This window comes from Cupriavidus sp. U2 (assembly GCF_009663685.2).
GTDB classification, from domain to species: domain Bacteria; phylum Pseudomonadota; class Gammaproteobacteria; order Burkholderiales; family Burkholderiaceae; genus Cupriavidus; species Cupriavidus necator_C.
In genome coordinates, this window is sequence record NZ_RCOG02000001.1 from 119,723 (window position 1) to 137,634 (window position 17,912).

Sequence of the window (17,912 nt, forward strand, 5' to 3'; positions counted from 1 at the left end):
GCCCTGGCTGCGTAGCGGCCGGCCGGCCTGAAGCTTTCCCCGACTACCACCTTGAACCTTCTCAAAGCCCTTGCCACCATCAGTGGCCTGACGATGCTGTCGCGCATCACGGGCCTGATGCGCGAAATCCTGATTGCCCGGGCCTTCGGCGCCTCGGACATGACCGACGCCTTCAACGTGGCGTTCCGCATCCCCAACATGCTGCGCCGCATCTTTGGCGAAGGGGCCTTCTCGCAGGCCTTCGTGCCGATCCTGAACGAATACCACGGCAAGCGGGGCGACGCCGAGACGCATCTGCTGATCGACGCCGTGGCCACGGTGATGGCCTGGGTGCTGGCCGCCGTTTCGCTGGTGGGCGTGATTGCCGCGCCGATCGTCATGACCGTGGTGGCCACGGGCTTCCGCGGCGACGCCGAGACCTACGACTCGGCGGTGTTCATGACGCGCGTGATGTTTCCGTACATCGGCCTGATTTCGATGGTGGCACTGGCCTCCGGCATCCTGAACAGCTGGCGCAACTTCGCGGTGCCCGCCTTCACGCCCGTGCTGCTCAACCTCTGCCTAATCGTGGCCGCGGTCTGGGTGGGCCCCCACCTGAAGCAGCCGATCTACGCGCAGGCGTGGGGCGTGCTGATCGGCGGCGTGCTGCAGCTGGCCATCCAGGTGCCGGCCATGCGCCGTCTGGGCGTGCTGCCGCGGATTTCGCTGGACCTGCGCCAGGCCTGGTCCAATCCCGGCGTGCGGCGCGTGGTCAAGCAGATGGCGCCGGCCCTGCTGGCCGTGTCGGTGGCCCAGATCAGCCTGATCATCAATACGAACATCGCATCGCGCCTGGGTGCCGGCGCCGTGTCGTACATCACCTATGCAGATCGCCTGATGGAGTTCCCGACGGCGCTGCTGGGCGTGGCGCTGGGGACCATCCTGCTGCCGAGCCTGTCGCGCGCCAACGCCAACGACAACCGCGAGGAATACTCGGGCCTGCTCGACTGGGGCCTGCGGCTGACCTTCCTGCTGGCCCTGCCCTGCGCGGCCGGGCTGATGCTGTTCGGCACGCCGCTGACATCCGTGCTGTTCAACTATGGCCGCTTCGACGCCCACGCGGTGGAGATGACGCGTCAGGCGCTGGGCACCTATGGCGTGGGCCTGCTGGCGCTTATTCTCATCAAGATCCTGACGCCGGGCTTCTATGCGCGGCAGGACATCCGCACCCCGGTCAAGATCGCGATCCTGGTGCTGGTCATCACGCAGCTGTCCAACTTCGTGTTCGTGCCGGTGCTGGGCCATGCCGGCCTGCCGCTGTCGATCAGCTTTGGCGCCACCGTCAACGCGCTGCTGCTGTTCTTCGGGTTGCGCCGGCGGGGCTTCTACCGCCCGGCGCCGGGCTGGGGCATGTTCCTGCTGCGGCTGGCGGCGGCCATGCTGATCCTGTCCGGCATGCTGCTGTGGTTCTCGCGCAATTTCGACTGGGTGGCGATGGGTACCACGCCGTGGCTGCGCATCGCGCTGATGGCCGCCTGCCTGGTACTTGCAGCGGCGGTCTACTTCGGTACACTGTGGCTCATGGGCCTGCGCTACGCAGCCTTCCGGCGCCGCGCCGGCTAGTCAGGAACACCGCCCCATGACCTCCACGAAAGTCCTGGATTACTTCGCCAGCCTCGTGGCCGACGACGATGCGATCCCGCTCACCGAAACCGCGCTTGCGATTGCCCAGGACGCCTACCCTGACCTGGACCTGCAAGCCGAACTGGCCGCCCTTGACGTACTGGCGGTGCGCCTCAAGCGGCGGATCGCCGAAGGCACGCCCGCCATCCAGCGCCTGCGCCTGCTAAACCATTTCTTCTACCGCGACCTGGGCTTCGGACCCAACGCCAACGATTACTACGACCCGGACAATTCGTACCTGAACGTGGTGCTCAAGCAGCGCCGGGGCATTCCGATCTCGCTGGCGGTGCTGTACATGGAGCTGGGCCAGCAGATCGGCCTGCCGCTCAAGGGCGTGTCGTTTCCCAACCATTTCCTGGTGCGCATGACGATTCCCGCCGGCGAGGTCGTGCTCGACCCGCTGACTGGCGAAACGCTGTCGAAGGAACAGTTGCAGGAAATGCTCGACCCGTTCCTGGAGCGCGAGGGCATCACGGGGTCGAATGAAGTGCCGCTGGGGCTGTTCCTGCAGGTGGCCGGCCATCGCGAGATCGTGGCGCGCATGCTGCGCAACCTGAAGACCATCTATCTGCAGGAATCGCGCTGGCAGCGGCTGCTGGCGGTGCAGAACCGGCTGGTGATCCTGCTGCCCGATTCGATCGAGGAAGTCCGCGATCGCGGCCTGGCATATGCCAATCTGGAGTGCTTCCGGCCGGCGCTGGAAGACCTGGAAGCCTATGTCCAGGCGCGGCCCGACGCCGCCGACACCACGCAGATCCGCGACCGCATGCCAGCCCTGCGCATGATGAGCCGCAGCCTGAGCTGACGTCCGGCCGCGGCGCTCAGGGCAATGCGCAGCCTTAACGGTCAGCCGGGGCGCGCGTGCGGCCCTTGCCGCGCACCAGCTTCCACAGCCCGCCCAGCACCAGCGGCACCACGGCCGCGCCGATCCCGGCCAGCACGATCAGGTTCAGATACTGCTTGATGAAGGGCAGGTTGCCGAAGAAGTACCCGGCGAATACCAGGCCGAACACCCACGTGGCCGCACCGATCACATTGAACAGCTGGAAGCGTGCAAAGGTCATCTGCGACACGCCCGCCACGAACGGCGCGAAGGTGCGCACGATCGGGATGAAGCGCGCCATCACCAGCGTCTTGCCGCCGTGGCGCTCATAGAAGTCGTGCGTCTTGCGCAGGGCCTGCTGGTCCAGGAAGCGCCAGTGCTGGTCGAACACCTTGGGCCCGATCCAGCTGCCCACGAAGTAGTTGACTGTGTTTCCCGTGACGGCGGCCACGAACAGCAGGCCCGCCAGCATCCATTCGTTCATGGCGCCTGCCGCGCACATGGCGCCGGCAATGAACAGCAGCGAGTCGCCCGGCAGGAACGGCAGCACCACCAGTCCGGTCTCGGCAAAGACGATGGCAAACAGGATGCCGTAGACCCAGACCCCATAGTCCAGGACAAACTGCCCCAGGAATTTGTCGACATGCAGGACCATGTCGATCAGATGCAATACGGTATCCAAATTAGCCTCTCTCCAAAGAAGGCCCCCATCATACAAGAGCCATTACGACAATCCGTCACCTCTTGGCGGGACTTGTGCCGAAAACGTGTCCGGCCGCACGTATAATCGCCCGCATGCCTGCCGACGCCGCCCTGCCTGACGCCTCAGCCCCCCTTCGCACCACCCAGCCTGGCCGCCCGATCCGTCCGTTGCCGGATCAACTGATCAGCCAGATTGCGGCTGGCGAGGTGGTGGAGCGCCCCGCTTCGGTGGTCAAGGAACTGCTCGAAAACGCACTCGATGCCGGCGCCACGCAACTGGGTATCCGGCTGGAGGAAGGCGGGGTGCGGCGCATTGTCATCACCGACAACGGCTGCGGCATTCCCGCCGACGAACTGCCCGTTGCGCTGATGCGCCACGCCACCAGCAAGATCGCCTCGCTCGATGAACTGGAATCGGTCCTGACGCTCGGTTTCCGGGGCGAGGCCCTGGCGTCGATTGCCTCGGTCTCGCACCTGGTACTGACCAGCCGCACTGCTGCGGCCGCACACGCTACCCAGATCAGCGCCGACAGCGGCCAGCTGCAGCCCGCCTCGGGCGGCGTGGGCACGATGATTGACGTGCAGCACCTGTACTTCAACACGCCAGCGCGTAGAAAGTTCCTGAAATCGGAACAAACCGAACTGGGCCACTGCCTGGAGATGATCCGGCGCGCGGCGCTGGCACGGCCCGAAGTCACGATCTCCGTCCACCACAACGGCAAGCCGCTGGAGCACTGGAATGCCGGCGACGTGTCCACGCGCACCGCGCAGGTGCTCGGCAGCGACTTCGCGCGGGCGCGGCTGGCGCTGGATGAAGACGCCGATGCGTTGCACCTGTACGGCTTTGCCGGCCTGCCTACGGCATCGCGCGGACGGCCCGACCAGCAGTACTTCTTCGTCAACGGGCGCTTCGTGCGCGACAAGCTGCTGAACCACGCCGTGCGCAGCGCCTACCAGGACGTGCTGCACGGCGACCGCTTTCCGTCGTACGTGCTGTGCCTGGACCTGCCGCCCGAGCTGGTCGACGTCAACGTCCACCCGTCGAAGATCGAAGTGCGCTTCCGCGAATCGCGCGCGGTCCATCAGTTTGTCTATCACGCCGTGCAGCGTTGCCTGGCGCGCCAGGCCGGCGAACAGGGCGACAGCCTGCATTCCGATACCGGCGACGGTGCCGGCCTGATGCCGATGCCCACCGCGCGCCCGGCCACGCCCGCACCCGGGGTGCCCGGCGCCGCGCCGCAATGGATCAATTACTCGGCGGGCCGCCAGACCGAACTGGGTATTGCGCAGCCGCGCCAGGCCTATCTGGGCATGGTGCGTGACGCCACCTCGCCGGGATCGGCCAACCCGGGGTCGTGGCAGCCGTCGTCGCGCCCGCCCGCCTGGCTGGCCGACGCCCAGGCCGCCCGTGCCGACGACCCGCCCAGCCTGCTGGACCGCCTGCCGCCGCGCGTCCCGGAACTGCCGGGCGCCGACGCCGAATCGGGCGAGGCCGATCATCCGCTCGGCTACGCCATCGCCCAGTTGCACGGCATCTACGTGCTGGCGCAGAACGCGCGCGGGCTGGTGCTGGTGGACATGCACGCGGCGCACGAACGCATCCTATACGAACAGATCAAGGATGGCCTGGCCGCGCGCCAGCTGGCGGTGCAACCGCTGCTGATTCCGGTCACGCTGCCGGCCAGTCCGGTGGAAATCGGCGCGGCCGAAGAGCACCAGGAAACACTGCAGCTGCTGGGCTTCGATATCGCGCCGGTGTCACCCACCACGCTGGCCGTGCGCGCCATTCCGGCCCTGCTCAAGCAGGCCGATGCCGAAGCACTGGCGCGCGACGTGCTGCGCGACCTGCAGTCCTACGGCGGCTCACGCGTGCTGGCCGAACGTCAGAACGAACTGCTGGCCACGCTGGCCTGCCATAGCGCCGTGCGCGCCAATCGCAAGCTGACCGTCGAGGAAATGAACGCGCTGCTGCGCCAGATGGAACAGACCGAACGCGCCGACCAGTGCAATCATGGTCGTCCCACCTGGGTGCAGCTGACCGTGACCGAACTCGACCGTCTGTTCCTGCGCGGCCAGTAAGCCCCTGTTTCCCGTTGACCGTTTGATATGTCATCGCAGTTTTCTGACTTTCCGCCGATCGTCTGCCTGCTGGGGCCCACCGCGTCCGGCAAGACCGCTGCCGCGCTGGAGCTGGCCGCGCGCCGCCAGGTGGAAATCATCAGCCTCGATTCCGCGCTGGTCTATCGCGAGATGGATATCGGCACGGCCAAGCCCACGCCGGCCGAACTGGCCAGCGTGCGGCACCACCTGATCGACATCATCGATCCGCTCGACAGCTACTCGGCCGCGCAATTCGTGACCGATGCCGAACGGCTGATCGACGAGATCCGGTCGCGCGGATACACACCGCTGATCGTCGGCGGCACCATGCTCTATTACAAGGCGCTGACGCAGGGCCTGAACGATCTGCCGCAGGCCGATGCCACCGTGCGTGCCGAACTCGACGCGCTGGCTGCCGAGCGCGGCTGGCCCGCGCTGCATGCGATGCTGGCCGAGGCCGATCCGGTCACGGCCGCGCGCCTGGCGCCCAACGATGCGCAGCGCATCCAGCGTGCGCTGGAGATCTACCGGCTCAGCGGCCAGCCGATGTCGGCCCTGCTGGCCCGCCAGGCCGATGCGCGGACCTTCACGGGCGCGGCCGATGCGCGCTACCGTGTGATTGCGCTGGAGCCCTCGGACCGCGCAGTGCTGCACACCCGTATCGCCGACCGCTTCGACGCGATGCTGGCTGGCGGGCTGATCGACGAGGTGCAGCGGCTGCGCGCACGCGGGGACCTGCATCTGGGGCTGCCCTCGATGCGCTGCGTCGGCTATCGGCAAGTGTGGGAATACCTGGACGGCGACTGCGATGCCGCCACCATGCGCGAGCGCGGCATTGCCGCCACGCGCCAGCTTTGCAAGCGGCAACTGACGTGGCTGCGCGGCACGCCGGAGCGCATCAGCGTCGATGCCCTCGCACCCGACTACGTCGCGCAGGTGGCCCAGGCTGCGGGCTGGTGACCGCGCGCCGGGTGACCGATAATCATCGCTTCCGTTTTTTTGAGCGAATGACGATGACCGCCTTCCTGATCCGCCCCGCCACGCCGGCCGACAGCGCCACGCTGTTCCGCCTGATCTCGGAACTGGCCGAATACGAAAAGCTGACGCATCTGGTGGAAGCCACGCCGCAGAAGATTGGCGACGCGCTGTTCGGGGCCAGGCCCCATGCCGAAGCGGTGATCGTGGAAGTCGACCAGGATGGTGCGAAGCAGGCCGTCGGCTTTGCCCTGTTCTTCCACAACTTTTCGACCTTCCTGGCCAAACCCGGCCTGTACCTGGAAGACCTGTTCGTCGAGCCCGCCTGGCGCGGGCATGGACTGGGCAAGGCGCTGCTCAAGCATCTGGCGGCGCTGGCCGTGGAACGCGGCTGCGGCCGCTTCGAGTGGTCGGTGCTGGACTGGAACCAGCCGTCGATCGATTTCTACCGGGCGATGGGCGCCGACGTGATGCCGGACTGGCGCATCTGCCGCGTGACGGGGGATGCGCTGACGAAGCTGGGGACGGAGTAACAATGCCTGGAGTTGGCTCCCCTCTCCCGCTGTGCGGGAGAGGGGTTGGGGGAGAGGGTCAGCGATTCAAACTGCGATGATCGGCAAGCAGAACCGCTTTGCCCTCACCCCCGGCCCCTCCCCCGCGTGGCGGGAGAGGGGAGAAAACCGACTACGAAGCTACGCTCAGACCACCACGGTCTGTGCCTGGCCTTCGGCGCGTTCCTGGATCTCGCCGATCTGCCACACGGCTTCACCGGCGGCCTGCAGGTGGCGGATGGCGCGTTCGGCGTCTTCCCGGGCCACGATCACGACCATGCCGATGCCGCAGTTGAACACGCGGTGCATTTCGGCGTCGGCCACGTTGCCCTGCGCCTGCAACCACTGGAACAGCGGCGGCAGCGTCCAGGCATCGCGCTGGATCACGGCGGTCAGGTTGTCGGCCAGCACGCGCGGCACATTCTCGGTCAGGCCGCCGCCGGTGATATGGGCCATGCCCTTGACCGGCAGCGTGTCGATCAGCGACAGCAGCGGCTTCACGTAAATGCGCGTCGGCGCCATGATGGCGTCCTGCAGGCGCTGGCCGTGGAAGTCGGCATTCAGGTCCGGCTTGGCCACTTCGATGATCTTGCGCACCAGCGAGTAACCGTTCGAGTGTGCACCCGACGAGGCCAGGCCCAGCACCACGTCGCCCGGGCGGATCGTGGTGCCGTCGATGATCTTCTTCTTTTCCACGGCACCGACCGCGAAGCCGGCCAGGTCGTATTCACCGTCCGGGTACATGCTCGGCATTTCGGCGGTTTCGCCGCCGATCAGCGCGCAGCCCGACAGTTCGCAACCATGGGCGATACCCTGGATCACGGTGGCGGCGGTGTCCACGTCCAGCTTGCCGCAGGCGAAATAGTCCAGGAAGAACAGCGGCTCGGCACCCTGCACCAGGATGTCGTTGACGCTCATGGCCACCAGGTCCTGGCCCACGGTGTCGTGGCGGTTCAGCTGGAACGCCAGCTTGAGCTTGGTGCCGACGCCGTCGGTGCCGGACACCAGCACCGGCTCCTGGTACTTCTTCGACAGTTCGAACAGGGCGCCGAATCCGCCGATACCGGCCATCACGCCTTCGCGCATGGTGCGCTTGGCAAACGGCTTGATCCGGTCGATCAGGGCGTCGCCGGCATCGATGTCAACACCGGCATCGCGGTAGGAAAGGCCTGCCTGGCCGGCGGTCGGGGATGCGCTCATGAGAACCTGCTTGTCTTGGATGAGGATGAAGTGCGGAATCCGTCGCTTTTAGCTAAGTCCCTGGGCCGGGGAGGCCAATCGGGCACGGAGCACGGACGCGAGTCCAGTAAAATCGCGATTTTAACGGATACAGGCTCCTGGCGACCAGTGATCGCGGACGAATCCACCTGCCACACTGCCAAACCATGACGCGCTGGACCCTCCGATGACCGCTCCCCTGCTTTCCCAAGACACCAAGCGCATCCTGCTGTGGATGGTTGTCGGGGCCGCCCTGTTTGCCGTGATTCTGGCGCTGGCGCCCGTGCTGACGCCGTTTCTGGTGGCCTTCATCTTTTCGTACATCCTCAATCCGGGGGTGGACTGGCTGCAACGCCGCCGGGTGCCCCGTTTCATCGGCGTGGCGCTGATGATCGGGCTGCTGGGCGTGGTTCTGGTGCTGCTGGTGCTGCTGCTGATCGCGGTGCTCCAGCGCGAGATCCCGCAATTGCGCGAACAGGTGCCGATGCTGCTCCAGAAGCTCAACAGCGTGCTGGCGCCCCGGCTGGCAGAACTGGGCGTGCGCGTGCGCTTCGACTTCCCCGGCCTGCGCAGCATGCTGCAGAACCGCTTCGCGGCCAGCCCCGAAGACCTGATGCAGGTGCTGTTCGACTACGTGCGCGTGTCGGGATCGGCGCTGATCGAGCTGGCCGGGCTGCTGTTCATCGTGCCGATCCTGATGTTCTACCTGTTGATGGACTGGCACATGGTCATGCGGCGTATCGAGCGCCTGGTGCCGCGCCGCTGGGTGCCCAAGGTGCATGAACTATCGGCCGAGACCGACGCCCTGCTGTCCCAGTACCTGCGCGGGCAGATCCTGGTCATGGTGATCCTGGCCGCGATCTACTCGATCGGCCTGACCGTGGCAGGCTTCGATGTGGGCATCCCGGTGGGCATCTTCACCGGGCTGGCCGTGTTCATCCCGTATATCGGTTTCGGCATCGGACTGACGCTGGCGGTGCTGGCCGCGCTACTGCAGTTCGGCAACTGGTACGGGCTGGGCGCGGTGGCGGTGGTATACGGCATCGGCCAATTCGTGGAAAGCTTCTACCTGACACCGCGGCTGGTGGGCGAGCGTATCGGCCTGCATCCGCTGGTGGTGATCTTCGCGCTGCTGGCGTTCGGGCAGCTGTTCGGCTTCTTTGGCGTGCTGCTGGCACTGCCAACCTGTGCGGTGCTGCTGGTCGGCGCGCGTCAGCTGCGACGCGTTTACCTGGCCAGCGACCTCTATCGGCACTAGGCCGGCACTGGGCATACTGCAGGCACGCATCGCGCAAGTAACGGATTCGTCATGTCACCGCGTCAAAGTCATAAGCAGCTGTCGCTGGAACTGGGCAGCCCGCCCCCTTCCACGTTCGACAATTTCTTCGTGTCGGCCAATCGCGAGCCGGTGCAGCGCCTTCGCGACCTGCCCGGCCTGGTGGCACGCGAGCAGGCCAACGACCGCCTGTTCTACCTGTGGGGCGACATGGGCTCCGGCCGCACCCACCTGCTGCATGCCGTCTGCGACGCCGCGCTCCACGCCGGCCTGAACTGCCGCTACCTGAGCCCGCACCACGCGCTGGCCGACTTCATGTTCGACCCGGCGTGCCAGATCTATACCGTCGACAACGTCGACCTGCTGGACGAGGCGCGCCAGATCGCCGTTTTTTCGCTTTATAACGAGGTGCGCGCCCATGTGCGCTGCGCGCTCGTGGTGGCGGGCAGCCTGGCGCCGCGCGCCATGCCGGTACGTGAAGACCTGCGCACCCGGCTGGGCTGGGGGCTGGTCTACCAGCTGCAGCCGCTGTCCGACGAGGACAAGATGGCCGCGCTGGTGCAGGCCGCCAAGGAGCGCGGGCTGCAGCTTTCGCCCGAAATCCCGCACTGGCTCGTGACGCGCCACTATCGCGACATGCCCAGCCTGATGGCGCTGCTTGACGCGCTGGACATGTATTCGCTGGAGCGCAAGCGCGCGGTGACGCTGCCGCTGCTGCGCGAAATGTTCGCCGAATTCCGGGAGTAGCCGCCGGACCCCCACGCTTGCTTCGCGGGGCCGGCGAGACGCCGCCCCGCTCGTCCCCCGGGCCCGGCCGACCGCCCGGGACACCTTAATGTAAAATCGCGCCCCATGAATCTGGCACTGTTTGACCTCGACCACACCCTGATCCCGACCGATAGCGACCACGAATGGGGCCGCTTCCTGGTCCGCATGGGCGTCGTCGACGAGGAATCGTATCGTCGCAAGAACGACGAGTTCTACAGCCAATACAAGGCTGGGACGCTCAATATCCAGGAATTCCTGCGTTTTGCGCTGGCCCCGCTGGCGGCCAACCCGCGCGACCGGCTGGACCAATGGCGCGTGCGCTTCATGCACGAGGTCATCGAGCCGGTAATCACGCCGCAGGCGAAGGCCCTGGTGTACAAGCACCTGGAAGCCGGCGACCTGTGCGCGGTGGTGACGGCCACCAACAGCTTTGTCACGGCGCCGATCGCCCAGGCTTTCGGCATCAAGCACCTGATCGCCACCGATCCGGAAACGATCGACGGCAAGCCCGAGAGCGCCTTCACCGGCGAAGTGGCTGGCGTGCCCAGCTTCCGCGAAGGCAAGATCACCCGCGTGGAAAGCTGGCTCAAGAGCCTGGGCGCCAAGTGGGACGACTTCGGCACCACCACGTTCTATAGCGATTCGGCCAACGACCTGCCGCTGCTCGAAAAGGTCAGCGAGCCGATCGCCGCCAACCCCGACGACCGCCTGCGCAACCACGCCGCGGCCGCCGGCTGGCGCATCATGGACCTGTTCTGACGTGATCAAGAAGCTCATCACCCGGCTGCTGGGCAAGCCGGGGCCGAAACAGCGCCGCACGGGCCGCGCCCATACCCCGCGCGTGGTTGGCGTGGAAGAACACAGGATCGACCCGGCGCTGATCTCGCGCAACGCGGTCAAGGTCACGTCCACGCTGCAACAGGCCGGATACCAGGCCTTTATCGTGGGCGGCGCCGTGCGCGACCTGCTGCTCGGCATCAAGCCGAAGGATTTCGACGTGGCCACCAACGCCACGCCGGACCAGGTGCAGGCGCTGTTCCGCCGTTCCCGCATCATTGGCCGCCGCTTCCAGATCGTGCACGTGACGTTCTACGGCGGCCGCGAGCAGGAGATCATCGAGGTCTCGACATTCCGCGCGCTGGTGGACGCCGTGGCCAGCGAGACGCTGCCCGAAGGGCGCCGCCTGAAGCGGGCCGAGCTCGACAGCAAGACGCACGCGATCGACGCCAGCGGCCGCGTGCTGCGCGACAACGTGTGGGGATCGCAGGCCGAAGACGCCGAACGCCGCGACTTCACCATCAACGCGATGTACTACGATCCGGCCGCGCAGACCGTGCATGACTACCATCACGGCATGGAAGACATGCACGCCCGCACGCTGCGCATGATCGGCGACCCGGTCACGCGCTACCGCGAGGACCCCGTCCGCATGCTGCGCGTGGTGCGCTTTGCCGCCAAGACCGGCTTCGGCATCGACGAGGAAACCCGTGCGCCCATCGCCGAACTGGCTCCGCTGATCCACAACGTGCCCAGCGCGCGCCTGTTCGACGAAATGCTCAAGCTGCTGATGTCGGGCCACGCCTGGGCATCGCTGCAGGAACTGCGCAAGGCCGGCCTGCACAAGGGCCTGCTGCCGCTGCTGGACGTGGCCATCGAACAGCCGATGGGCCAGCGTTTCGTGCAGCTGGCGCTCGACAACACCGACCGCCGCGTGCAGGCCGGCAAGCCGGTGTCGCCGGGCTTCCTGTTCGCGTCGCTGCTGTGGCACCACGTGCTGCAGCGTTGGACCAGGCTGCGCGACGAAGGCGAGCATCCGATCGCCGCGCTGAATACGGCCATGGACATGGTGCTGGAAAAGCAGACCGGCCAGCTGGCCATCCAGCGCCGCTTTGTCACCGACATGCGCGACATCTGGGGCATGCAGCCGCGCTTTGAAAAGCGCGTGGGCCGCATGCCGTACCGCCTGCTGGAATCGCCGCGCTTCCGCGCCGGTTACGACTTCCTGCAACTGCGTTGCGAAGCCGGCGAGCAGCCGGCCGAGGTGGGCCAGTGGTGGACCGACTTCCAGAACGCCCACCCCGACGAGCGCGAGGCGCTGATCGAGGCGGCCCGGCCCGCGCGCGGCAAGTCCGGCAAGGGTTCCAGGGGCGGTTCGGGTGAGAGCCACGACGGCGGCCAGGACGCCGGCCACGACGGTGGCGCGGAAGGCGCCGAGGACGGCACCGGCCACGATGGCGACGCGCCGGCACGCAAACGGCGCCGCCGACGCGGTCCGCGGAAATCGGATAAAGTGTCTTCCCGCAGCGAGGCGCAATCGACTGACGGGGCCGATGGAGGTCAGCCCGAGCCGGGACCGCGCCGCGCCCAGCCGGAGGAATAACATGACGCTTGCCTTCATCGGCATCGGCGCCAATCTTGGAGATGCGCGCCAGGCGTTGAAAGACGCCATCGTGTGCCTGGCCCAGCAGGTCGGGATCACGGTCGTTGCGCGGTCGTCGTTCTACCGCACGGCCCCGGTCGACGCCTCCGGCGACGACTACTTCAACGCCGTGGTCAAGGTCGAGACGACCTTCACGGCGTCGCAACTGCTGCGCATCTGCCACCACATCGAAGACCAGTTCGGCCGCGAGCGGCCGTTCCGCAACGCGCCGCGCACGCTGGACCTGGACCTGCTGCTGTTCGGCGCCGATGCGATCAACACCGAGGCGCTGACCGTGCCGCATCCGCGCATCACGGAACGTGCGTTCGTGCTGGTTCCGCTGATCGAGCTGGACGCCGCGCTGGAGATTCCCGGCCGCGGCCGGGCAGCGGACTTCCTGCCTGGCGTGCAGGACCAGCGCATCGAAAAGCTTTCCACTTGCAAGTGCACGCGCCTGCAGGAAGGCAACACCCCGTCCTGAGCGCACCGCGCACCTGACGCATGCTCGACCATCTGCGCCGCATCGTCGTCGAAGGCCCGGTCGGATCGGGCAAGTCCGCGCTGGCCCAGCGGCTGGCGCAGTACCTGCGGGCCGGCGAACTCGCCGACGGCGCCCGCCAGAATCCCTTCCTCGAACGCTTCTATCGCGAGCCGCAGCGTTACGCGCTGCCGATGCAGCTGGCCTGCCTGAACCAGCGCGCCACCCAGTTGCAGCAATGGCAGGCGGCGTTGCTTGCCGGCCAGCGCATGATGACGAACTTCCTGTACGCGCGCGACCGTCTCTATGCCGCGCTGACGCTGGAGGCCGACGAACTGGCGCTTTACGATGCACTGGCGGCACGGCTGCAGGTGCCCGCGCAGCGCGTGGACCTGGTCATCCTGCTGCAGGCTACGCCGTCGCTGCTGCGCGAACGCATTCTGCGACGGGGCCTGCCTGGCGAAACCGCCATCGACGAGACGTACCTGCAACGGCTGCACGACGCCTACGGCGAACTGTTCCATCGCTACGACGACGCCCCGGTGCTGATCGTCGATACCGCCCACTTCAATCCGGTAGACAACGACGACGATTTCCGTACACTACTGTCGCGCATCGAGAACATGCGGGGCCGCAGGGCCTTCCTGAATCTCGCTGCCCGCTGATCTGCTCCAAAGCCGCTGCAAAGACGCGCCTAAGGCCCCCGGCAGCACAACACGATAACGACAACGGCCGCCGCCGAAGCTTGTTCGTGCGACACACGGCCGCCACTCCTACGGGCACTGCCATGAGTTACCTCCTCGACCCTTCCCGCAAGACCGTCACCGCGCCCAGGTTGCAGGCCATGCGTGACGCCGGCGACAAGATCGCCATGCTGACCGCCTACGATTCCAGCTTCGCCGCACTGCTCGACTACTGCGGCGTCGAGATGATCCTGGTCGGCGATTCGCTGGGCAATGTGATACAGGGCCAGCAGACCACGCTGCCCGTCACGCTGGAACACATGGCGTATCACACCGAATGCGTGGCACGCGGCAACCAGACCGCGCTGCTGGTGACGGACCTGCCGTTCGGCACCTATCCCACGCCCGAAAAGGCCTTCGAAAGCGCGGCCACGCTGATGCGCGCCGGCGCGCAGATGGTGAAGCTCGAAGGCGGCGAATGGCTGGCGCCCATCGTGAAATTCCTGGTCGAGCGCAGCATCCCGGTGTGCGCCCATATCGGCCTGACGCCGCAATCGGTCCACGCATTCGGCGGCTTCAAGGTACAGGGCAAGACCGAGGCCGGCGCCGCGCAACTGAAGCGCGAGGCCCAGGCGCTGGAGCAGGCCGGCGCGCAGGTGATCCTGATGGAAGCCGTGCCCGCCAAGCTGGCTGGCGAGGTCACGGCGATGCTGAAGGTGCCGACCATCGGCATCGGCGCCGGCGTTGACTGCTCGGGCCAGGTGCTGGTGCTGCAGGACATGCTGAACATCTACCCCGGCCGCAAGGCCAAGTTCGTCCGCAACTTCATGGACGGCCAGACCTCGATCGAAGGCGCCGTGCGCGCCTACGTGGCCGCCGTGAAAGACGGCAGCTTCCCGGCGGTGGAACATACGTTTTCGGCTTGATTGGCCGCACTCGCCGGATCGTTCGGCTCCCCTCTCCCGCCTGCGGGAGAGGGGTTGGGGGAGAGGGCAAAGCGCCTCGGCCACGAGCGACTTGCCTGGTACCACAACCGCTCGCCCTCTCCCCCGCCCCTCTCCCATAAATGGGAGAGGGGAGTAAACCCTCAAGTCCTGTCACGCAACCGCGCCCGCATCGTCCCTCGCAGCGCATTGGCGATGACGATCGCCTCGGCTCGCAGCACCGCCTCTCGCGTCACCGTCGTCTCGGCCACCGGGCCGTCGATCAGCGCATCGCCCGCCTCCAGCACCACCGCGCGCATCACGCCGGGCAGGATGTCGGCAGACAGCGGCGGCGTCAGCCACTGCCCATCGACCTTGACGAACACCGAGCTGCGGCCACCTTCCAGCAGTTCGTCGCGCGTGTTGAAGAACAGGCAGTCGAATGCCCCGGCACGTTCCGCGGCCTGCCAGCCCTGATCGAACGTATGACGCGCGCTGAGCTTGTGGCGGCGCAGCGGATCGGCCACAGGTAATCGCATTTCCGCCATTTCGAGATCGACCGTCGCCGCCGGCAGGGGCACGAGCGGTCCGCTGGCAAAGGCGATGGCGCCGCGCTTGTCGACGCTCATCCGCAAGCGCCAGTCGCCGTCGCCCAGCCGCGCGGCCTCGGCCTGCAACGCAGCACGGGCGGCCGGTGTGTCGAATGCGAATCCACAAGTTTTTGAAGATTTGGCGATACGCGCGAGATGCCGTTCCCGATGCAGCACGACGCCGTCGTGCGCATGCATGGTTTCGAACAGCGTGAAGCCCGGGTCATGCGCCGTCAGGAAGCGCGCCTTCCAGCCGCATTCGGCGAACTCGTCGTCGGCCACGCTGTCATGGACGATGCCGCCGCCCACGCCCATCTCGCCGCGCCGCAGGCCGGCCTCGTCGGCTGCGGCCAGCACCAGCGTACGGATCGCCACGGACATGCCGAAAGCGCCCAGCACGACACCGGCGCGCGGCGCGTCGAGCCAGCCAATCGACCCCGTGTAGAGGCCGCGTGGCGAGGATTCCAGTTCGGCGATGATCTGCATGGTGCGGCGCTTGGGCGCGCCCGTGATCGACCCGCACGGGAACAGCGCCTGCATCAGGCTGCCGAACGACGTGCCGGGCTGCGCCGTGGCGGTGACTGTGGACGTCATCTGCAGCACGCGGCCGAACGGCTCCACCACAAACCGATTGGGCACCGCCACGCTGCCAGGCACGGCCAGGCGACCCAGGTCGTTGCGCAGCAGGTCGACGATCATCACGTTCTCGGCGCGATTTTTCGGATCGGCGGCCAGGACCCTGGCCGATCGTGCATCGACGTCGGCATCGCCGGTGCGCGGGGCCGTGCCTTTCATCGGGCGCGCCACCAGATGGCCACCGCCATCGTGCGCCACGAACAATTCCGGTGACAACGACAGCACCCAGCCATCGCCGGGCAACCGCGCCAGCGCGCCGAACGGCACGGGCTGGGCATCGCGCAGCGCGGCGTAGAAGGCCACCGGATCGCCGAAGGCCTGGAAACCGAGCCGTTGCGTGAAGTTGACCTGGTAGGTATCGCCCGCCTCGATGTACGCATGGATGCGCGCGATGGCGGCGGTGTACTGTTCGCGCGACAGGTTGCCAGCCACGTCGAGCACGCCAGCCGGGCCGGGCCCGGCCTGGGCATCGACCCACTGCTTGACCTGTCCGGCATCGAGCAGCGTCAGCGTACGGAACCACAGCAGGCGCAAGGCGCCATCGTGGAACGGTAGCCGTTCGTCCAGATGGACCGGAGCGCCGACGAGATGGCCGCCAAATTCGTACGGCGCAAACAGGGCAACGTGCAGGCCGTCGCGCCAGCCTTGTGCCAGCAGTGCGTCGAGCGCGGCGGCATCGGTGCGGGCCGGCACGATGTCCTGGCGCACGAAGCCGGTGTACAGGCGCGATGCGGCGACGCCCGGCGCGTGGGCATCGTCGAGCAGAACGAAGGGATCGGTGAGAGACATCAATCTGGCGAACGTGGTCGGGATACGGACCGGGCCGTTCCAGCACCAACGATACATAAAAAAACCGGCCACGTTGCTCACGTAGCCGGTTTCTGTTTCCAGCGGCGCGAAGGCTTAGCTGAAGAAGCTCTTCACCTTGTCCAGCCAGGATTGCTCCTGCGGGCTGTGGCGCGAACCGCCCTCGTGCACCGAGCGGTCGAACTGGCGCAGCAGTTCCTTCTGGGCGTCAGTCAGCTTGACCGGCGTTTCCACGTTCACATGCACGTAGAGGTCGCCGGGATAGCCCGAGCGCACGCCCTTGATGCCCTTGCCGCGCAGCCGGAACGTCTTGCCGCCCTGCGTGCCTTCGGGCACCGGGAAACTGGCCTTGCCGCCCAGCGTCGGCACCTCCAGCTCGCCGCCCAGCGCCGCCGTGGCGAACGAGATCGGCATCTGGCAGTGCAGGTCGTCGCCGTCACGCTCGAATACCTCGTGCGGCTTGATATGCACTTCGACGTACAGATCGCCCGGAGGGCCGCCGTTGATGCCCGGCTCGCCATTGCCCGACGAGCGGATGCGCATGCCTTCGTCGATCCCTGCCGGAATCTTCACTTCGAGCGTCTTCTGCGACTTCAGCTTGCCCTGGCCGTGGCACTTGGTGCATGGCTTGGGGATGAACTTGCCGCTGCCGTGGCACTTCGGGCAGGTCTGCTGCATCGTGAAGAAGCCCTGCGACACACGTACCTGGCCCACGCCGTTACAGGTCGGGCAGGTTTCCACCGACGACCCCGGCTCGGCGCCCTTGCCGTGGCAGTGATCGCAATCGTCCCAGTGCGGCACGCGGATCTGCGCCTCGTGGCCGTGCGCGGCCTGCTCCAGCGAGATCTCCATGCTGTAGCGCAGGTCGGCGCCCCGGTAGGCCTGCGGGCCGTTGCCGCGCCGGCCGCCACCGCCGGCCGCCTGGCCGAAGATGTCGCCGAAGATGTCGCCAAACGCCTCGGCAAAGCCGCCGCCGCCAAACCCGCCGGCGCCGAAGCCGCCGGCCATGTTCGGGTCCACGCCCGCATGGCCGTACTGGTCATAGGCAGCCTTCTTCTCGGGGTCGGAAAGCATCTCGTAGGCTTCCTTGGCCTCCTTGAATTTTTCCTCGGCTTCCTTGTTGTCCGGATTGCGGTCCGGGTGGTACTTCATCGCGAGCTTGCGATAAACCTTCTTGATCTCGTCTTCGCTCGCGTTCTTGCCTACCCCGAGCACTTCGTAGTAGTCACGTTTTGCCATGGTGGCTCAATACCTGATGGGCCCGGCGGGTCATGAAAACACCCGGCGGGCGATAAGCAAAA

At 66.8% G+C, this 17,912-nt stretch carries 16 protein-coding genes; 12 read left to right on the forward strand and 4 right to left on the reverse strand.

What is annotated here, in order from left to right; all coding sequences use genetic code 11:
• Positions 1-51: 51 nt before the first annotated feature.
• On the forward strand, positions 52-1,602 hold the full coding sequence (gene murJ / locus D9X30_RS00560) for a murein biosynthesis integral membrane protein MurJ (protein ID WP_153947332.1): 1,551 nt from the start codon (positions 52-54) through the stop codon (positions 1,600-1,602).
• Positions 1,603-1,618: 16 nt separating this feature from the next.
• On the forward strand, positions 1,619-2,467 hold the full coding sequence (locus tag D9X30_RS00565) for a SirB1 family protein (RefSeq protein ID WP_153947331.1): 849 nt from the start codon (positions 1,619-1,621) through the stop codon (positions 2,465-2,467).
• Positions 2,468-2,501: 34 nt separating this feature from the next.
• On the opposite strand, the gene D9X30_RS00570 is transcribed toward D9X30_RS00565, so the two are convergent.
• Complete coding sequence (locus tag D9X30_RS00570) at positions 2,502-3,140, reverse strand: VTT domain-containing protein (RefSeq protein ID WP_175459959.1); 639 nt, start codon at positions 3,138-3,140, stop codon at positions 2,502-2,504.
• A 140-nt stretch (positions 3,141-3,280) separates the two neighbouring features.
• On the opposite strand from D9X30_RS00570, the gene mutL reads away from it, so the two are divergent.
• The 3 genes from mutL to D9X30_RS00585 are packed head-to-tail and all read left to right on the forward strand — an operon-like array spanning position 3,281 to position 6,795.
• The gene (mutL, locus tag D9X30_RS00575; protein WP_153947330.1) at positions 3,281-5,266 is read left to right on the forward strand and encodes a DNA mismatch repair endonuclease MutL; all 1,986 of its coding nucleotides are present in this window, start codon (positions 3,281-3,283) and stop codon (positions 5,264-5,266) included.
• A 27-nt stretch (positions 5,267-5,293) separates the two neighbouring features.
• Positions 5,294-6,247, forward strand: a complete 954-nt coding sequence (gene miaA / locus D9X30_RS00580; protein ID WP_153947329.1) for a tRNA (adenosine(37)-N6)-dimethylallyltransferase MiaA — start codon at positions 5,294-5,296, stop codon at positions 6,245-6,247.
• Positions 6,248-6,300: 53 nt separating this feature from the next.
• On the forward strand, positions 6,301-6,795 hold the full coding sequence (locus D9X30_RS00585) for a GNAT family N-acetyltransferase (protein WP_488770755.1): 495 nt from the start codon (positions 6,301-6,303) through the stop codon (positions 6,793-6,795).
• Positions 6,796-6,960: 165 nt separating this feature from the next.
• Here the strand turns inward: D9X30_RS00585 and purM are convergent, their stop codons facing one another.
• Positions 6,961-8,013: a phosphoribosylformylglycinamidine cyclo-ligase gene (purM, locus tag D9X30_RS00590; protein WP_153947327.1), complete on the reverse strand. Its 1,053-nt coding sequence runs from the start codon at positions 8,011-8,013 to the stop codon at positions 6,961-6,963.
• 205 nt (positions 8,014-8,218) lie between these two features.
• Between purM and D9X30_RS00595 the strand changes: the two genes are divergently transcribed.
• The 7 genes from D9X30_RS00595 (at position 8,219) to panB (ending at position 14,581) form a co-directional block, all read left to right on the forward strand.
• Entirely contained in the window at positions 8,219-9,289 is a 1,071-nt protein-coding gene (locus D9X30_RS00595) for an AI-2E family transporter (RefSeq protein ID WP_153947326.1), read from the forward strand.
• Positions 9,290-9,340: 51 nt separating this feature from the next.
• Positions 9,341-10,054, forward strand: coding sequence for a DnaA regulatory inactivator Hda (gene hda / locus D9X30_RS00600; protein ID WP_153947325.1), 714 nt, complete (start codon positions 9,341-9,343; stop codon positions 10,052-10,054).
• Between the two features lie 105 nt (positions 10,055-10,159).
• Complete coding sequence (locus tag D9X30_RS00605; RefSeq protein WP_153947324.1) at positions 10,160-10,834, forward strand: histidinol-phosphatase; 675 nt, start codon at positions 10,160-10,162, stop codon at positions 10,832-10,834.
• A gap of 1 nt (position 10,835) precedes the next feature.
• Complete coding sequence (gene pcnB, locus D9X30_RS00610; protein WP_249640846.1) at positions 10,836-12,455, forward strand: polynucleotide adenylyltransferase PcnB; 1,620 nt, start codon at positions 10,836-10,838, stop codon at positions 12,453-12,455.
• 1 nt (position 12,456) lies between these two features.
• Positions 12,457-12,975 (forward strand): 2-amino-4-hydroxy-6-hydroxymethyldihydropteridine diphosphokinase, encoded by a 519-nt coding sequence (gene folK, locus D9X30_RS00615; RefSeq protein WP_153947323.1) that lies wholly within the window; start codon positions 12,457-12,459, stop codon positions 12,973-12,975.
• A 20-nt stretch (positions 12,976-12,995) separates the two neighbouring features.
• Positions 12,996-13,637, forward strand: coding sequence for a deoxynucleoside kinase (locus D9X30_RS00620; RefSeq protein ID WP_153947322.1), 642 nt, complete (start codon positions 12,996-12,998; stop codon positions 13,635-13,637).
• A 122-nt stretch (positions 13,638-13,759) separates the two neighbouring features.
• Positions 13,760-14,581, forward strand: coding sequence for a 3-methyl-2-oxobutanoate hydroxymethyltransferase (panB, locus tag D9X30_RS00625; protein WP_153947321.1), 822 nt, complete (start codon positions 13,760-13,762; stop codon positions 14,579-14,581).
• Positions 14,582-14,742: 161 nt separating this feature from the next.
• Here panB and D9X30_RS00630 read toward each other — a convergent pair whose 3' ends face one another.
• The gene (locus D9X30_RS00630; RefSeq protein WP_228770864.1) at positions 14,743-16,593 is read right to left on the reverse strand and encodes a chorismate-binding protein; all 1,851 of its coding nucleotides are present in this window, start codon (positions 16,591-16,593) and stop codon (positions 14,743-14,745) included.
• 114 nt (positions 16,594-16,707) lie between these two features.
• On the reverse strand, positions 16,708-17,850 hold the full coding sequence (gene dnaJ, locus D9X30_RS00635) for a molecular chaperone DnaJ (protein WP_153947319.1): 1,143 nt from the start codon (positions 17,848-17,850) through the stop codon (positions 16,708-16,710).
• Between the last annotated feature and the right edge of the window lie 62 nt (positions 17,851-17,912).